Annotated in this window: 17 protein-coding genes and 1 tRNA gene; 12 read left to right on the forward strand and 6 right to left on the reverse strand. The window is 39.8% G+C overall.

The features are described from left to right. Nucleotides 1-225: 225 nt before the first annotated feature. From K2F26_RS18050 to K2F26_RS18060, 4 genes are all read left to right on the forward strand, one after another. Nucleotides 226-834, forward strand: coding sequence for a class I SAM-dependent methyltransferase (locus tag K2F26_RS18050; RefSeq protein ID WP_220608900.1), 609 nt, complete (start codon nucleotides 226-228; stop codon nucleotides 832-834). A 278-nt stretch (nucleotides 835-1,112) separates the two neighbouring features. Further along, entirely contained in the window at nucleotides 1,113-1,244 is a 132-nt protein-coding gene (locus tag K2F26_RS24935) for a hypothetical protein (RefSeq protein WP_367890309.1), read from the forward strand. Between the two features lie 339 nt (nucleotides 1,245-1,583). After that, nucleotides 1,584-2,102, forward strand: coding sequence for a DUF192 domain-containing protein (locus K2F26_RS18055; protein ID WP_096566477.1), 519 nt, complete (start codon nucleotides 1,584-1,586; stop codon nucleotides 2,100-2,102). 545 nt (nucleotides 2,103-2,647) lie between these two features. After that, nucleotides 2,648-2,875: a DUF2949 domain-containing protein gene (locus tag K2F26_RS18060; RefSeq protein ID WP_096566475.1), complete on the forward strand. Its 228-nt coding sequence runs from the start codon at nucleotides 2,648-2,650 to the stop codon at nucleotides 2,873-2,875. A gap of 340 nt (nucleotides 2,876-3,215) precedes the next feature. Here the strand turns inward: K2F26_RS18060 and K2F26_RS18065 are convergent, their stop codons facing one another. From K2F26_RS18065 to K2F26_RS18090, 6 genes are all read right to left on the reverse strand, one after another. Next, nucleotides 3,216-4,364: a pyridoxal-phosphate-dependent aminotransferase family protein gene (locus K2F26_RS18065; RefSeq protein WP_220608901.1), complete on the reverse strand. Its 1,149-nt coding sequence runs from the start codon at nucleotides 4,362-4,364 to the stop codon at nucleotides 3,216-3,218. 204 nt (nucleotides 4,365-4,568) lie between these two features. Beyond that, on the reverse strand, nucleotides 4,569-4,820 hold the full coding sequence (locus tag K2F26_RS18070; RefSeq protein WP_220608902.1) for a DUF5340 domain-containing protein: 252 nt from the start codon (nucleotides 4,818-4,820) through the stop codon (nucleotides 4,569-4,571). A gap of 176 nt (nucleotides 4,821-4,996) precedes the next feature. Then, nucleotides 4,997-5,881: an indole-3-glycerol phosphate synthase TrpC gene (gene trpC, locus K2F26_RS18075; protein WP_220608903.1), complete on the reverse strand. Its 885-nt coding sequence runs from the start codon at nucleotides 5,879-5,881 to the stop codon at nucleotides 4,997-4,999. Between the two features lie 131 nt (nucleotides 5,882-6,012). Beyond that, on the reverse strand, nucleotides 6,013-7,443 hold the full coding sequence (gene lpdA / locus K2F26_RS18080; protein ID WP_220608904.1) for a dihydrolipoyl dehydrogenase: 1,431 nt from the start codon (nucleotides 7,441-7,443) through the stop codon (nucleotides 6,013-6,015). A gap of 445 nt (nucleotides 7,444-7,888) precedes the next feature. Further along, nucleotides 7,889-8,476 (reverse strand): rRNA large subunit pseudouridine synthase E, encoded by a 588-nt coding sequence (locus K2F26_RS18085; protein ID WP_220611936.1) that lies wholly within the window; start codon nucleotides 8,474-8,476, stop codon nucleotides 7,889-7,891. Nucleotides 8,477-8,610: 134 nt separating this feature from the next. After that, nucleotides 8,611-8,697, reverse strand: a tRNA-Ser gene (locus K2F26_RS18090). Nucleotides 8,698-8,804: 107 nt separating this feature from the next. On the opposite strand from K2F26_RS18090, the gene K2F26_RS18095 reads away from it, so the two are divergent. From K2F26_RS18095 to K2F26_RS18130, 8 genes are all read left to right on the forward strand, one after another. Further along, entirely contained in the window at nucleotides 8,805-9,173 is a 369-nt protein-coding gene (locus K2F26_RS18095) for a 2Fe-2S iron-sulfur cluster-binding protein (RefSeq protein WP_194059825.1), read from the forward strand. Nucleotides 9,174-9,189: 16 nt separating this feature from the next. After that, a complete protein-coding gene (locus K2F26_RS18100; protein ID WP_220608905.1) occupies nucleotides 9,190-9,828 on the forward strand; it encodes a thermonuclease family protein in 639 nt (212 codons plus the stop codon). A gap of 124 nt (nucleotides 9,829-9,952) precedes the next feature. Further along, on the forward strand, nucleotides 9,953-10,762 hold the full coding sequence (locus K2F26_RS18105; protein WP_220608906.1) for an inositol monophosphatase family protein: 810 nt from the start codon (nucleotides 9,953-9,955) through the stop codon (nucleotides 10,760-10,762). A gap of 86 nt (nucleotides 10,763-10,848) precedes the next feature. Beyond that, nucleotides 10,849-11,787 carry a J domain-containing protein gene (locus tag K2F26_RS18110; protein WP_220608907.1) on the forward strand — a complete coding sequence of 313 codons (939 nt, stop codon included), beginning with the start codon at nucleotides 10,849-10,851 and terminating at the stop codon, nucleotides 11,785-11,787. Next, on the forward strand, nucleotides 11,787-12,998 hold the full coding sequence (locus K2F26_RS18115; RefSeq protein WP_220608908.1) for an ATP phosphoribosyltransferase regulatory subunit: 1,212 nt from the start codon (nucleotides 11,787-11,789) through the stop codon (nucleotides 12,996-12,998). The genes K2F26_RS18110 and K2F26_RS18115 overlap by 1 nt, the downstream gene beginning before the upstream one ends. 187 nt (nucleotides 12,999-13,185) lie before the next feature. Then, a complete protein-coding gene (locus K2F26_RS18120) occupies nucleotides 13,186-13,413 on the forward strand; it encodes a ferredoxin family protein (protein WP_220608909.1) in 228 nt (75 codons plus the stop codon). Nucleotides 13,414-13,528: 115 nt separating this feature from the next. Further along, nucleotides 13,529-14,254: an ABC transporter ATP-binding protein gene (locus K2F26_RS18125; RefSeq protein ID WP_220608910.1), complete on the forward strand. Its 726-nt coding sequence runs from the start codon at nucleotides 13,529-13,531 to the stop codon at nucleotides 14,252-14,254. Then, nucleotides 14,238-14,726 (forward strand): M67 family metallopeptidase, encoded by a 489-nt coding sequence (locus tag K2F26_RS18130; RefSeq protein WP_246605411.1) that lies wholly within the window; start codon nucleotides 14,238-14,240, stop codon nucleotides 14,724-14,726. The genes K2F26_RS18125 and K2F26_RS18130 overlap by 17 nt, the downstream gene beginning before the upstream one ends. Nucleotides 14,727-14,817 lie beyond the last annotated feature (91 nt).

Raw genomic sequence — 14,817 nt, forward strand, 5'->3', positions numbered from 1 at the left:
TGTTTTGTTTTTCTTTTTGTGGGTGTTTGTTTTGTTTTGGTTCGTGTTTTTTGGCTCCCCCCTGTTCCCCCCTTTCCCCCCTTTTTTTGGGGGGTTCTTGTGTCTTTGTCCCCCTTTTCTTGGGGGTTTTTGGGGGTTCTTTTTTTTTTTGTTTCTCCTTCTGTCGACTTTTAAAACATCCTCTTATATTCTTTCTTCCCTATTCCCTATCTAAATTAGTTATCTATGAATAATTTTATCAATAGTAAAAAACAACTATTTGATCGTTGGGCATCAAGTTACGATTGGACTTTTCCTTCTTTTATTTACCAAGCTATTCATAAAAGATTAATTTCCCATATCGAAATCCCAGCAAATGCCAATGTTTTAGATTTAGGTTGTGGAACTGGACGCTTATTAAATAGATTAGCCAGTCAATTTCCTGACTTACGCGGTACTGGTTTAGATTTATCTCCCCAAATGTTGCGGGTTGCCAGACAAAGTAATCAGCACCGTCCACGCTTAATTTATATTGAAGGGAATGCGGAATCACTTCCTTTTGCTGAAGGTCAATTTGATGCAATTTTTAACACTATCAGTTTTTTACATTATCCTCAACCAGAACAAGTTTTAAGTGAAATTGCCAGGGTACTTGTTCCCGGTGGACGCTTTTATTTAGTTGATATAACTGCTCATAAATCCCCTTTTCAATTAATGGTAAATTCTCCGGTTGGAGTTAAATTTTATCATCAAGAACAACGTGAAAAACTAGGATCTGATGCTGGTTTATTGTGTTTAGGTCATTATTATTTATTAGGTCCAGTATTACTGACTATTTTCGCAAAACCTGAATAGATCAACATACAGCAGGAGTCAGTAGGGGCGAAGCATTCGGAAAATAACCAGGGACAAAAATTGATAATTGTTCCTCCGAATGCTTCGCCCTTACAGGAAAATAACCTGAGATAAAAATTGATAAGCTGTTGTGCATTTAATTTGCATAAGTTTAACAGGCAAGATGCCTGTTCCACAAGAGCTAAGAATATTAGGATTATACAATTTAGCTGCGTAACAGCTTAATTGTTCGCCAATCTTTTAGGATTTGGCGATCGCTTTCATGAGTCGGTGTAGGTTTGCGTTTATTAGTAAGTCAAAATTTTAACGCTCGATTTGACTGGGGTATTCCCTTAGTCAGCGTTGATAGAACCGGTAATACCTTACAAGAAAATGGTCTTTACTTCTCCATTGAATATAGACCTTTTTAGTCAGTAGTCAGTAGTCAGCAAAACCCCTGATTAGCCCCCCTTTCTAAGGGGGGTTGGGGGGATCTAACTTGTGGCCACATCACAGAAAAATCTCCTGAAAAAAAATAATTGCCAATAGCGGGCTATTTTGCATAAATTTCTGTAAAATCGAAATCTAAATAAAAAAAACCACATTATTAAGTGAATAGCTCTTTATTTTGCCATTGTTCACCTTTCCTTTTGCCTGCCCCACGAAAAGACTTTTATACCTAACGGCACGCTACGCGAACAGCAAAGCCTAGTTAGGGAACTTATGATAAAAGCAATAGTCCATTTAGAAACTTAAATTTTCAACAGCTTATGTTGCGTCGGCAAACTGTATTGTATCTACTCCTGAGTGTTTTACTCATTGGCTGTTCACCCCCAACCACCGCCGAACCCACTACTACATCAACCTCTCAAGTCCAATTACAAACCCCTAAAGGTCAAAATTTGCCAATCTCTGCTCAAGCTACCATTCCCAACGGCACAAAAATTAACCTAGAAGTCGCAAAAACACCAGAACAACAGGCTATGGGGTTGATGTATAGACCAGCTTTACCCGATGACAGGGGAATGTTATTTGTATTTCCCTCAGCCCAACCAGTCAGTTTTTGGATGTTGAATGTCCCCGTATCTTTAGATATGGTCTTTCTTCAGGATGGAGTAATCAAGTACATTGAGACCGCTGCACCCCCCTGTAAAAGTGAACCTTGTCCCACCTATGGTCCTAACGTACCAATAGACCAAGTAATTGAACTGAGATCCAAACGAGCTACAGAATTAGGTTTACAGGTAGGTGACAAAGTAAAAATTGAATTTTTCAACCCAAGTTATTAGTCATTAGTTATTCTTCCCAGTCACCAGTCCCCAGTCACCAGTCACCAGTCACCTATGAGGAATCTGTCAATTTTGTATGAAGATATTTTGGTAAAAAAACTATTCCGTAAAATATAGAGGTTAATATTTAGCAGCAGTTATCATAACATCGGATCTCGCTTTTCCCCAATGAAAAACCCGACTTCAAAGTTTCACTGGAAAAATCCTTCTTTTGACATAAGTGTAAATAGTAATCAATAGAGGACTATAGGCTATGGAATCTTGGATACTTCAGATGTAATTACATTAAGCACAAAAAACTCAAGAGAATCAAGCCAATTTAACTTATAGTTCCTGTTACTTGAGATTGGGGGAAACAAGCAGTACGAAAGTTATACGATTTTGGATTTTGGATTTTGGATTTTGGATTTTGGATTTTGGATTTTGGATTTTGGATTTTGGATTTTGGATTTTGGATGGTGAAAGTGTTTGAGGATTTATTCAGTCATAGCACAGTGACACATAAAATACTGGCTTTAGATCACTGAGAAAAGAGGAAAGGATATATGATAATACACTCTACTCAAGGAGGTGAGATACAAATGGCACAATCAAGATATTCTCGTTTGATTAATTTTCTCCAAGAAGATTTGGCGATCTCAGCCGCTTCTCTGTCTGTGGCTTTGCGTCATCGGGAGCAGGATACAGGCTCTTTAACCATGATCCTGTGGCAGTATGGGTTGATTACCCTAGAGCAGTTAGAACAAATTTATGATTGGTTGGAGACTGCATAGGTAAGCAATGGAATACTAGAAAATCCATTGCTGGTAACTATTCTGGTCAATATTCTGGCGGCTAACTGTATGCAAATTCAATATGAAACGGTTGAGCTAATTCAGGAGAAATAAGGTATGTCAAGTCAACTCTGCCCTGGGCAAAGTTTGATAGATCGAAAAATTGATGCTGAGAATTTTGAATTATTGACATCCAAATTAAAAGGGCAAGTTGATCAAATCACTTGCCCTTTTATTGTTAGAAGTCAGGAGTCAGGAGGCAGGAGTCAGAAGGCAGGAGGCAGAGGGCAGAGGGCAGGAGGAAGTTGATAACCCAGTCCCCAGTCCCCAGTCACTGACCTTATCCAAAAACCTTAGCAGCAGCAGCGATACCAGCACCAGGGGTAAAGTTTTCATACCCAACTTCTGCCAGTACAATTTCTAATGATGCGATACAACTGAGAATATCGCGATCGCTCACAAATCCTAAGTGACCAATACGGAAAATTTTATTACTCAGATGGTCTTGACCACCAGCTAAAGCAATATCAAACCGCTTTTTCATCAAAGACCGAATTTTATCCGCTTCCATTCCCGGTACTGATACAGCGGTAATAGCTGGACTAGCGCATTCATCCGCTGCAAACAATGGTAAATTTAAAGCTTTCATCGCTGCACGAGTCGCATTTTTTTGGCGTTCATGACGGGCAAAAATTGACTCTAAACCCTCTTTTTTCATCATCCCCAAGGTGGTGTGTAGTGCCACAATTAAGTTCACTGGGGGAGTAAAAGGAGTTGTATTTTTAGCTGTAGATTTGCGATATTTACCTAAATCTAAATAATATTTTGGCAACTTCGCAGTTTTGTAAGCTTCCCAAGCTTTAGGACTTACAGACACAAATCCTAAACCGGGGGGTATCATATAGCCTTTTTGAGAACCGGAAGCAACTACATCCAAACCCAAAGCATCAACCGCAACATTGTAAGCACCCAAGCTAGTTACAGCATCAACAATGATTAAAGCTTCCCCATGTGCTTTTACATGACTGTTGATAGCTGCCAAATCATTAATTACACCTGTGGAAGTTTCGCTGTGGGTGATAATGACAGCTTTAATTTCCTTGTTGGTGTCAGCTTGTAAAATTTCTCCAAACTTAGCAGGGTCTAAAGGTTGTCCCCATTCTGCGGTGACAGCTTCCACATTTAAACCAAAAGCTTGACCGACTTCTACCCAACGTTCACCAAACTTACCATTAGAACCGACCAAAATGCGATCGCCAGGAGACAGAAAATTAATCATTCCCGCTTCTACCGCACCAGTACCGCTAACATTCAGCATCAGTACATCATTTTGGGTTTGGTGCAGCCATTTCAGATTTTCTGTCACCTCCCCCATCATGTTACTAAATTCACTGGTACGGTGTCCAATGGGGTGTTTAGCCAAAGCTAGTAAAGCAGCTTCTGGAACCGGAGTAGGTCCAGGAATCATCAACATTAGCTTATCGTCCATTATCTCTATCCCAATCCAATAAGATTCAAAATCCTTTGAGGATGATTTAATTCTGATGGCAAATTTTAGATATTCATCTACAAATTCAATCAGTCTGTCATCAGAAGATTATAGTACCTGAGAGAGTCACATCTACTCTAGGCATAAACTTAAAAATTAAAGGCAAAAAGGTCAGCATTCGGCTTTCCTTTTCACCTTTCCTCTTTATTTTTGATCGGAAACCACTTTTCCACCCAGATGATTAAGTGACCACCGGTGATCCACCGCTAAAGAGGAAGCTTGACAAATTTCCTCTAATCGCTTTTGTTGTGCCGCAGCTTTTCTCAGGGTAATAATTAGCTGATTAACTTCGTGCCGTAAATCCTTATTGTTATTTACAGCACCCATTGTTTGCTTTTCTAACAGTTGCAGTATAAGTTCGTAGTGGATAGGCGCAGGTAAAGGAAGTTGCTCCATGAAATTTATATGAGATTACCAATTTAAGATTTTATACCAGTGAACAGGAGGCAGGAGTCAGGAGAATTTTAGATTTTAGATTTTAGATTTTAGATTGGATTCATGAAATACAATCCAAAATCCAAAATCCAAAATCCAAAATTGTATCCCCAGTCACCAGTTACCAGTCCCCAGTCTTATTTACTAAAAAGCTGATTAATTGCTAGTTTGGGATCTGGTTGTTTTACCAAATACTCACCAACCAGTACAGCTGATGCACCGGCTGTTTCTACTATACTTAAATCTTCTGGTGTATGTAGTCCTGATTCACTTACTACTAAAATATTTCTTTCTTGTAATTGACTACCTCTGTCTTTCAGTAATTGACAAGTAGTTTGCAAATCAACAGAAAAATCTTCTAAGTTGCGATTATTGATACCAACTAAAGAAATACCATCTAAAGCCAAAACTCGGTCAAGTTCTTCTAAACTATGGACTTCAATCAAAGCCGCCATTTTTAGTCCATTAGCAATTTTAACGAAATACTGTAAATCTTGATCACTGAGAATTGCGGCTATCAATAAAACTGCATCTGCGCCATTCACTCGCGCCAAATACATTTGATAAGGATAAATGATAAATTCCTTACATAACAATGGCAAATCTACGGCAGCACGGACTAGAGATAAGTTTTCAAAACCACCTTGAAAAAACCTTTTATCGGTGAGAACAGAAAGACAACTTGCACCACCTTCTTCATAAGCTTTAGCTATTTCTACCGGGTCAAAATCTGCCCGTAGCACTCCCTTACTTGGTGATGCTTTTTTAACTTCGGCGATCAGTGCGGGTTTAGTTTTCCCTTGACGCAACGCAGCGACAAAATCACGGGTAGGAGGTGCAGAAAGGGCTTTTTTTTGCAGTTCTTTTAACGGCAATTTTTCCCGCATTTGTTCAACTTCTGTTTCTTTATACCAAACAATTTCTTCAAGAACATTATTTGGTTCAGCATCCTCTAATACTGCTTGGTAGCGAACAATAGAGACATCAATAGCTGGACTTGGGGAACGACGACGAATTTGCATTACTGTAGGGGATAGGGAACAGGGAATAGGCAAAAGGCAAAAGGCAAAAGGCAAAAGGCAAAAGGCAAAAGGCAAAAGGCAAAAGCTTATTCTTACCAATTACCCATTACCCATTACCAATGACCCATTACCTAACTAGCGATCGCTCGTTTGTAGGCTTCATCTAACACTTCTGATAGTGTAGGATGGGCGTGAACCAAATAAGCCAAATCTTTTACAGATTGACGGTTTGCAACTGCGGCTGATGCTTCATGAATTAAATCAGAAGCGTGTGCGCCGAAAATATGCACACCTAAAACTTCGCCTGTATCTGAACGATAAATTACTTTAGCAATGCCATCGGCTTCGTTTTCTGCCAAAGCTTTAGAATTACCCTTAAAGTAACTCTTAGCAGTACCAATTTCAAAACCTTCTGCTAAACCTAATTCTTGGGCTGCTGTTTCTGTTAAACCCACATAACTCACTTCTGGATGGGTAAAAGCTGCTGCGGGAATGCTGCGATAGTCTACTGTTTTGTTTTTACCCAGGATATTTTCTACAGCAATGATACCTTGAGCCGAAGCGGCATGAGCCAACATCATTTTACCGTTAGCATCACCAATGGCATAGAGGTTAGGAACTAATTCACCAGATGAAAGCACTTCCATACTATCATTCACAGGGATAAAATTCCGTTTATCCAGTTCTACACCCACAGACTCTAAACCGAGATTTTTAGTAGCGGGGATGCGACCTGTAGCTACTAAACAAGCATCAACTTCTAAAACTTCTAAATCTTCTTTTGTTTGGAAGTCTGCTAACTCAATGACAACAGGAGAACCAGGAATTACCCTTTTTGCGTATATTCCCACTTTGGTTTCAATATCACGGGGAGTAATTAAAACCCGTTCTGCCAGTTTAGCAATATCCCGATCAAATCCTGGCATTAATACATCCAGGGCTTCAATCATGGTAACTTCACAACCCAAAGCAGTGTAAACATCAGAAAATTCTAAACCGATGTAACCACTACCAATAATAGCTATCCACTGAGGTAAAGATTCTAACTTTACACCTTGGTCACTGGTAAAGACTGTTTTACCATCTATTTCTATTCCGGGAGGAACAAAAGGAACAGAACCAGGAGAAAGAATGATATTTTGCGCCGTGATAGTTTTGTCACCACTATCCGTCATCACACTGACTTTTTGTGAACCAGCGATTTTTCCCCAACCCCGGATAATATCGACTCCCAAACGTTTGAGACTGTTGGTTAAGTCACCTTGAATTTTCGAGACAAGATTATTAGCATGATTAGCGATCGCCTCTCGCTCGAATGATACACCACCAATTTCAATTCCCAAAGACTTGAGATGGTGAGCGTTACGTAACTCCCGCACCTTACCGGAAGCAGCTAACAAAGCTTTGGAAGGAATACAACCCCGGTTAACACAGGTCCCTCCCATATCTCCAGCTTCAATAATCGCCGTTTTCAAACCATAATGAGCGGCGTGTAGAGCAGCACCATGACCACCTACACCCGCGCCAATAATCACTAAATCGTAATCAAATCCAGAACTCACGTTAGTTTCCCCGTTATTTTTAACCTACTTATTTTTAACTTCATTCCCCCCGCTAAAACATTTCACTTAGTGCGATCGTGTTCAGAATGGGGATAACCTTAAAATTATAGTTATATTTGGATGATGGGTTTTTCATGACATTTTGCCATTTTAGCTGATTTCCCGATCATCTAAACTTTTATGCTTACAGCACACTGAACCCTAATTAGTTACAGTTACTAGCCCTAAATAGGGCTTGCTGAATAAATGTAAAACCCAGATAGAACAAAGGTTACAGGCTGATAAAGAGGAAAAAAGTGCAAGGGTTTTCAAGGGTATACCTGAAAAAGTGTGCATTTTTTTGGATTTCTAGAGATAGTAAAGAAATTTTCAAACCTCCTCCTGACTCCTGACTCCTGACTCCTTGACTCCTAACGAAAAGACTTTTTCAGCAAACCCTAATTAGTTAAATTCGTGACTTTTTCAAACCTTGGATTTCTGAGGGTGTGAGGTTGCGCCATTCACTTAGTTGTAAACCATTTAATTGTAATTGACCAATACTGACCCTGATTAATCTTAAAGTGGGAAATCCTACAGCAGCAGTCATGCGTCGCACCTGGCGGTTTTTCCCTTCTGTGAGAGTCATTTCCAGCCAAGCTGTAGGAATATTTTTCCTAAATCTAATCGGGGGGTTGCGCTCACTCACTATAGGTTCTTCTGAAAATAGCTTAACTTGGGCAGGACGAGTCCGGTAATTTTGAATTTCTACCCCTGTACATAATTTGTTGATAGCTTCTTGATCTGGGATACGTTCTACCTGCACCCAGTAGGTGCGTTTATGCCCAAACCGGGGGTGAGAAAGACGATGCTGTAACGGTCCATCATTAGTTAACAACAATAAACCTTCACTGTCCCAGTCTAAACGCCCCACAGGATAAACATCAGGTACATCAATGTAGTTTTTCAATGTAATGTGTTGCGGAGATTCTTCGGTAAATTGACTCAGGACACCATAGGGTTTATGAAAAATAATATACTTAAATTCATTGGTCATTGGTACATTGGTCATTAGTTATTAGTTATGATGCTAAAAATCCAGCCCCTACACATTTAAAACAGGCTTGGGAAAGATTTCAGCAAGGCAGCAAGGCGATCGCCCTGGTGCTGCCAAATAATCTTGAAAAAAAACGGAGAAGGAGGGATTCGAACCCTCGTTGAAGTTTCCCCCAAACAGACTTTCCAGGTCTGCGCCTTAAACCACTCGGCCACCTCTCCAGGTGTCATGAATTTTTATTCTAAACCAAAACTGTAAAAAATGCAATGATTAGATCAAAGATTTTTACAATAAATCTACAATCTCACATTCTTTAGCAAAAATCAAGATGGTTCAGACCCACACAGTCAAAGTTCACAACCGCCAAACAGGCGCATCACACACCCTGCAAGTTCCAGAAGACCGTTATATCCTGCATACAGGGGAAAATCATGGCATAGAACTGCCCTTTTCTTGCCGTAACGGGGCTTGTACAACCTGCGCTGTCAGGGTAATCTCAGGAGAAATTTACCAACCAGAAGCTATTGGATTATCCCCAGATTTACGCCGTCAAGGTTACGCTTTGTTGTGTGTGAGTTATGCCCGTTCGGATTTAGAAGTAGAAACACAAGACGAAGACGAAGTTTATGAACTTCAGTTTGGGCGCTTTTTTGGTAAGGGCAAAGTTAAAGCGGGTTTACCCTTAGATGAAGATTAGAGGCAAATAATAAACAATGAAGATTGTCCCAAGGTGCAGCTACTTACAGGCTAAAATTGCTGCTTTAGTATCTTGTTTGGGTATGTGGGCGCAAAAAGTAGCAATTTTATCTTGTTTGTTGTTGTTGGTCAGTTGTCAAGGCAAAAATCAGCCAGCAAATATCATCACTGAGGTAAAATTAGCGCGGGTTGTCAGCGGACAAACTTTAGAAGTGCTGGGGTTGGGAGAACAACCAAATATCACTTCCCAAGTCCGCTTAATTGGTTTAGATGCGCCTGATTTACGTCAGCGTCCGTGGGGAGAGGATGCTAAAGCACTACTAGAAAACTTAATTGGTGATAGTGAAAAAACTGGAAAAACTGAACAACCTGAACAACCTGAACAACCTGAAAAAACTATCAAACTAGAGTTTGATCTAGAAACCAAAGACAAATTTGGGCGAACCTTGGCTTATGTGTGGAAAGATCAGGTGTTTTTGAATGAACAAGTCCTCAAACAAGGGTATGCTCTATTTATAGGGCGATCGCCAAATCACAAATACGATGAACGCCTAGAAAATGCCCAACATTGGGCAAGATTGATGGGACAAGGTATCTGGAACCCAGAAAACCCCATGCGTCAAACTCCTGGTGAGTATCGGAGGATGAATAGGTGATTGGTGATTGGTGAAAAAAATTTTAGATTTTAGATTTTAGATTTTAGATTGGAGTTAACAAAATCCAAAATCCAAAATCCAAAATCCAAAATAAAAAAACTCCTGACTTCTTGATCTCCTTCTCATGACTAACTTACAAATTTTTCTCGATATCGCTACCGAAGCTGCCTTATTTGCTGGTGTAATTTTGCAAGATTATTTAGGTAAAGTAGAAGACGCGACTACCGAAAAAGGCAGACCTGGTGATTTAGTTACCGCTGCTGATAAAGCTTCTGAAAAAGTGATTTTGGAAATTATCAACCGTCACTTTCCCCAACATTCTATTCTCGCGGAAGAATCAGGAAAATTGGGAAATCAAACCAGTGAATATCTCTGGGCTATTGATCCTCTAGATGGTACAACTAACTACGCCCATCAATATCCCTGTTTTGCTGTTTCCATTGGTTTGTTTATTCAGGGAGTGCCAAAAGTCGGTGTAATTTATGATCCTTTCCATAATGAATTATTCCGGGCTGCTGCTGGTTTAGGTGCAACACGCAACCGCCGACCGATTAAGGTTTCTCAAACTTCTGAACTGAGTAAAAGTTTGTTGGTAACAGGCTTTGCTTATGATCGTAGGGAAACCAAGGATAATAACTATGCAGAATTTTGTCATCTTACCCATCTGACCCAAGGTGTAAGGCGGGGCGGTTCTGCTGCTCTAGATTTAGCTTATGTGGCCTGTGGTCGTGTTGATGGCTATTGGGAAAGAGGTATTGCACCTTGGGATATTGCAGCTGGTATAATTTTAGTTCAGGAAGCAGGTGGTAAAGTTACCGCTTATAATGGTGGAGATTTACAAATTGATTCTGGCAGAATCCTGGCTACTAATGGTTCTATTCATAACAATCTCAGTCAGGAACTTATGCAAGTTCAGCCTTTGTCAACTTGGTAATATGGGAAAATTGGTAATAACTGTTAACTCAAGATTACAGACTGGGTAAACTTAAAAAAATTGCTGCTTGGGTGCAACATTTCTATATGTCTTTTAAAATAGATGGCGGATTATTCAAATATGATTTTGTAGATCATCACGCAGTTTTGTGTATTCCAGTTGATGCGAGTGCTGGGGAAGTACGTAAACGCTATCTCAAAATCGCCCGTCGCTTGCACCCAGATAGTGCTGCTGTGATCAAAAGTCATGAAAAAGAGATAGCCACTGAATTATTATCTAAACTGGTTAATCCTGCTTATGAAAAACTGTCATTAGAACGCAATAGAGCCGAATATACTTTAATTTTGTCGCAAATTGGCAAGCGTCTGGCACAAGAACCAGTAGAGGTGGTACTGACTACAGAGGCAGCCAAGCAATTAGCGATCGCTCCCAATATTGAACTATTGTATAAACAGGAATTGGCTAAAATTGCCGAAACTCAATTTGTTGATTTGCTGCAAACTCCCCAAATCATTGCCCAAGTTAGCGAATTGAATTTAGTTTACCTGATGCGGCGTGCAGGACGGTTAATGACTACGCCCCAATCTATTAAAGCCTCTGGTACTTCTAGCACTCCACGCCCACCCCTACCACCTCCTCCTACACCAAAAACAGATGCGGTGGTAGAACAGTATCTGCGACGCGCTCAAACTTTTATTGAAAATAATCAGTTTGTCCAAGCAAAATTAGAAATACAAGATGCTTTGAAGCTTGCTCCTAAAAATAGTCACTGTCATAGCTGGATGGCAATGATATATTTACGGCAAAATCAGCTAAAAATGGCTAAGATTTACTTTGAAAATGCACTGAAATTAGATCCAAATGAAAAATTAGCTTTGGAATGGAAGCCTAAACTTGATAAAGTTTTAGGAAATCAATCTGGTACTAATCAGGGAAGGAAACCTGCCAATAATGGAGATACCCAACCCGATAAGTCTGGAAATGGTGGTTTATTTGGTGGTTTGTTTGGTGGGAAGAAAAAATAATGGTGTATCAACCAGCAGCGGGAGCTAGGGATTTATTACCCTTGGATGTGGCGCAAAAACGCTGGATTGAAGATAGATTACAACAGGTTTTTCATCGTTGGGGATATCACAGGATTATCACCTCAACGTTGGAACGGATGGATACGCTGATGGCAGGTGAAGCAATTCAGCGCCATAAGGTCATACAATTACAAAATGGGCAAGATGAAGAATTGGGTTTGCGTCCAGAACTCACCGCTTCTATAGCTCGGACTGTGGTTACTCGCATGGCTGAAGCAAGCTATCCCCAACGGTTGTATTACAATGCTAATGTATTTCGCCGTAACTGGGAAAAGCGCCATAACCAGCAACAGGAGTATTTTCAAGCTGGGGTGGAGTTGCTGGGTGCGGGCGGTTTACTGGCAAATGCAGAAGTGCTTTTGTTGGTAGCCAATTGTTTAGAAGCTTTAGATTTGCGCGGATGGCATTTAATTTTAGGTGAAGCGGGAATTACTAAATCTCTGCTGGATGCTTTTCCCGCTAATATCAGAAGTGAAGTGAGAAATGCGATCGCAAATTTGGATCGTGTGACTCTCGATACTTTACCTCTGAGTGAAGAATTGCTCCAACGCGCTAGAATCATGTTAGATTTACGCGGTAAAAGTGCTGATGTGCTGCAAAAAGTCAGCAGTTTAGATTTGGATGCGGACCAACAAGCAGCGGTAAATAACCTGAAATCCCTGGTAGAATTACTAGAATCAGAAGGTAAATTTTCTTTGATTTTGGATCTCAGTTTGATTCAAACTATTGACTACTACACAGGAATTGTGTTTGAAGTAGTTAGTGATACTGAAGGTCAGGCTTTAGTTTTAGGGCGTGGTGGTCGTTATGACCGGCTTTTAGGGCTATATCATCCCCAAGGGCAAAATATTCCTGGGATTGGTTTTGAATTAAGCATTGATGATTTATACCAAATTTTAGCATCGAGTCAGCAATTACCGCAAAGTATACCCGCGAGTAACTGGTTAGTAGTTCGAGAAGATCAAAATGCTGATGCTGCTGCTTTTGCTTATGCCCAAAAGTTACGAGATTCTGCCCATTTAGTGCGGGTAGAAATGGACTTGGGGGGAAGGGATGCAGAAGAAATTCGCCAATATGCACGCGATCGCTCTATTGCCCAAATCGCCTGGATTAACTCCGATGGTAGACCCACAATTGAAGCAGTTCGTTAACAAGTAGCAGTCAGCTATCAGCCGTCAGCTAATGTTAATCTTTACCTTTGCGGTTCTTTTCTTGTTATTTGTTGATTAATAAAAGCTGATTACTGAAAGCTAATGACTGAAAGCTAATTACTTGCGGTAATATTACAAATTGTTAACTTAGAAACTGCTGATTCAATCAAGAGAGGGGAACGAGAAAATGCCACATACAATAGTAACGGAAGTTTGTGAAGGCGTTGCTGACTGCGTAAATGCTTGTCCTGTAGCTTGCATTCATGAAGGACCTGGTAAAAACGTCAAAGGTACAGATTGGTACTGGATAGACTTTGCTACCTGTATCGACTGTGGTATCTGTTTACAAGTTTGCCCAGTAGAAGGGGCAATTTTGCCAGAAGAACGCCCCGACTTGCAAAAAATTGCAGAATAGGTGGAGAGGTGACAGGTGACAGGTGACAGTAAATCATTTTTACTGTTTACTTATTCTCTGTTTCCTATTCCCTATTCCCTGTTCCCTGTTCCCTGTTCCCTGTTCCCTATTTCTTATGACTAATAACTATTTATTAGAAGTTGAAAATGTCCATGCTGGATATATTAAAGATGTCGATATATTACAGGGTATTAATTTTCGAGTTGAACGAGGAGAATTAGTAACTGTAATTGGTCCTAATGGTGCGGGTAAATCTACCTTAGCAAAAACAATTTTTGGACTTTTAACACCCCACACAGGTACTATTACTTTTAAAGGGGAAAAGATTAATGGTTTAAAATCAGATCAAATTGTGAAAAAGGGAATGTGTTATGTTCCCCAAATAGCTAACGTTTTTCCATCATTAACAATAGAAGAAAACTTAGAAATGGGGGCTTTTGTACGGAATGTTCCCTTGAAACCATTGAAAGATAAGATATTTGCAATGTTTCCCAGATTGAGCGATCGCCGTCGTCAACGTGCAGGAACTTTATCAGGTGGAGAAAGACAAATGTTAGCGATGGGTAAAGCTTTGATGTTAGAACCCAGTTTATTATTATTAGATGAACCTTCTGCGGCTTTATCTCCGATTTTGGTAACACAGGTATTTGAACAAATCAAACAAATTAATCAAGCTGGTACTGCGATAGTTTTAGTAGAACAAAATGCTAGAAAAGCGTTAGAAATGGCTGATACAGGATATGTTTTAGAATCAGGACGTGATGCAATGTCTGGACCTGGTAGGGAATTATTAAATGATCCAAAAGTGGGAGAATTATATTTAGGTGCGGGAGGACATTAAAAGCGAGGAGTCAGGAGTCAGGAGTCAGGAGTCAGATAATGATCTAGAAATCATTAAAAACCACGCTGAAAAAAGCTATCCTGATGAATGTTGTGGACTAATTTTAGGTGATATTAATAGTGAATTTAAAACAGTAGTAGAAGTCATTCCTACAGAAAATGTCTGGAATACGGAAAAGGTTAATTTTCCAGAAACTCAAGAAGAATATAGTAGCAGAAAAAGATATGCGATCGCTCCTTTTTTCATGTTACAAATACAAAAGGAAGCAAGAAACCGTAATTTAAATATTATTGGTATTTTTCATTCCCATCCTGATTATCCTGCTATTCCTTCAGAGTGGGATAGAATCTATGCTTGGGCAGAATATTCTTATATTATTGTATCAGTTACCAAGGGTAAAGCAGGTGAATTAAATAGTTTTTGTTTGGATGATAGTCATCAGTTTCAACAGGAAATAATAGAGATTGTCTGAATCAGGATGTCCAGGATTTTAGGATGTACAGGATGAAAATAGTGATTTTATAACCCATTATTCAGCAATTTAATTTAGATCAATGACATAT

Source organism: Sphaerospermopsis torques-reginae ITEP-024 (assembly GCF_019598945.1).
Taxonomy (GTDB): Bacteria; Cyanobacteriota; Cyanobacteriia; order Cyanobacteriales; family Nostocaceae; genus Sphaerospermopsis.

Excerpts from the sequence above, each read along its gene's own strand:
- K2F26_RS18050 (WP_220608900.1), top strand. The coding sequence starts at position 226 with ATGAATAATTTTATCAATAGTAAAAAACAACTATTTGATCGTTGGGCA.
- K2F26_RS18055 (WP_096566477.1), top strand. The coding sequence starts at position 1,584 with ATGTTGCGTCGGCAAACTGTATTGTATCTACTCCTGAGTGTTTTACTC.
- K2F26_RS18060 (WP_096566475.1), top strand. The coding sequence starts at position 2,648 with ATGATAATACACTCTACTCAAGGAGGTGAGATACAAATGGCACAATCA.
- K2F26_RS18065 (WP_220608901.1), bottom strand. The coding sequence starts at position 4,364 with ATGGACGATAAGCTAATGTTGATGATTCCTGGACCTACTCCGGTTCCA.
- K2F26_RS18070 (WP_220608902.1), bottom strand. The coding sequence starts at position 4,820 with ATGGAGCAACTTCCTTTACCTGCGCCTATCCACTACGAACTTATACTG.
- trpC (WP_220608903.1), bottom strand. The coding sequence starts at position 5,881 with ATGCAAATTCGTCGTCGTTCCCCAAGTCCAGCTATTGATGTCTCTATT.
- K2F26_RS18085 (WP_220611936.1), bottom strand. The coding sequence starts at position 8,476 with ATGACCAATGAATTTAAGTATATTATTTTTCATAAACCCTATGGTGTC.
- K2F26_RS18095 (WP_194059825.1), top strand. The coding sequence starts at position 8,805 with ATGGTTCAGACCCACACAGTCAAAGTTCACAACCGCCAAACAGGCGCA.
- K2F26_RS18100 (WP_220608905.1), top strand. The coding sequence starts at position 9,190 with ATGAAGATTGTCCCAAGGTGCAGCTACTTACAGGCTAAAATTGCTGCT.
- K2F26_RS18105 (WP_220608906.1), top strand. The coding sequence starts at position 9,953 with ATGACTAACTTACAAATTTTTCTCGATATCGCTACCGAAGCTGCCTTA.
- K2F26_RS18110 (WP_220608907.1), top strand. The coding sequence starts at position 10,849 with ATGTCTTTTAAAATAGATGGCGGATTATTCAAATATGATTTTGTAGAT.
- K2F26_RS18115 (WP_220608908.1), top strand. The coding sequence starts at position 11,787 with ATGGTGTATCAACCAGCAGCGGGAGCTAGGGATTTATTACCCTTGGAT.
- K2F26_RS18120 (WP_220608909.1), top strand. The coding sequence starts at position 13,186 with ATGCCACATACAATAGTAACGGAAGTTTGTGAAGGCGTTGCTGACTGC.
- K2F26_RS18125 (WP_220608910.1), top strand. The coding sequence starts at position 13,529 with ATGACTAATAACTATTTATTAGAAGTTGAAAATGTCCATGCTGGATAT.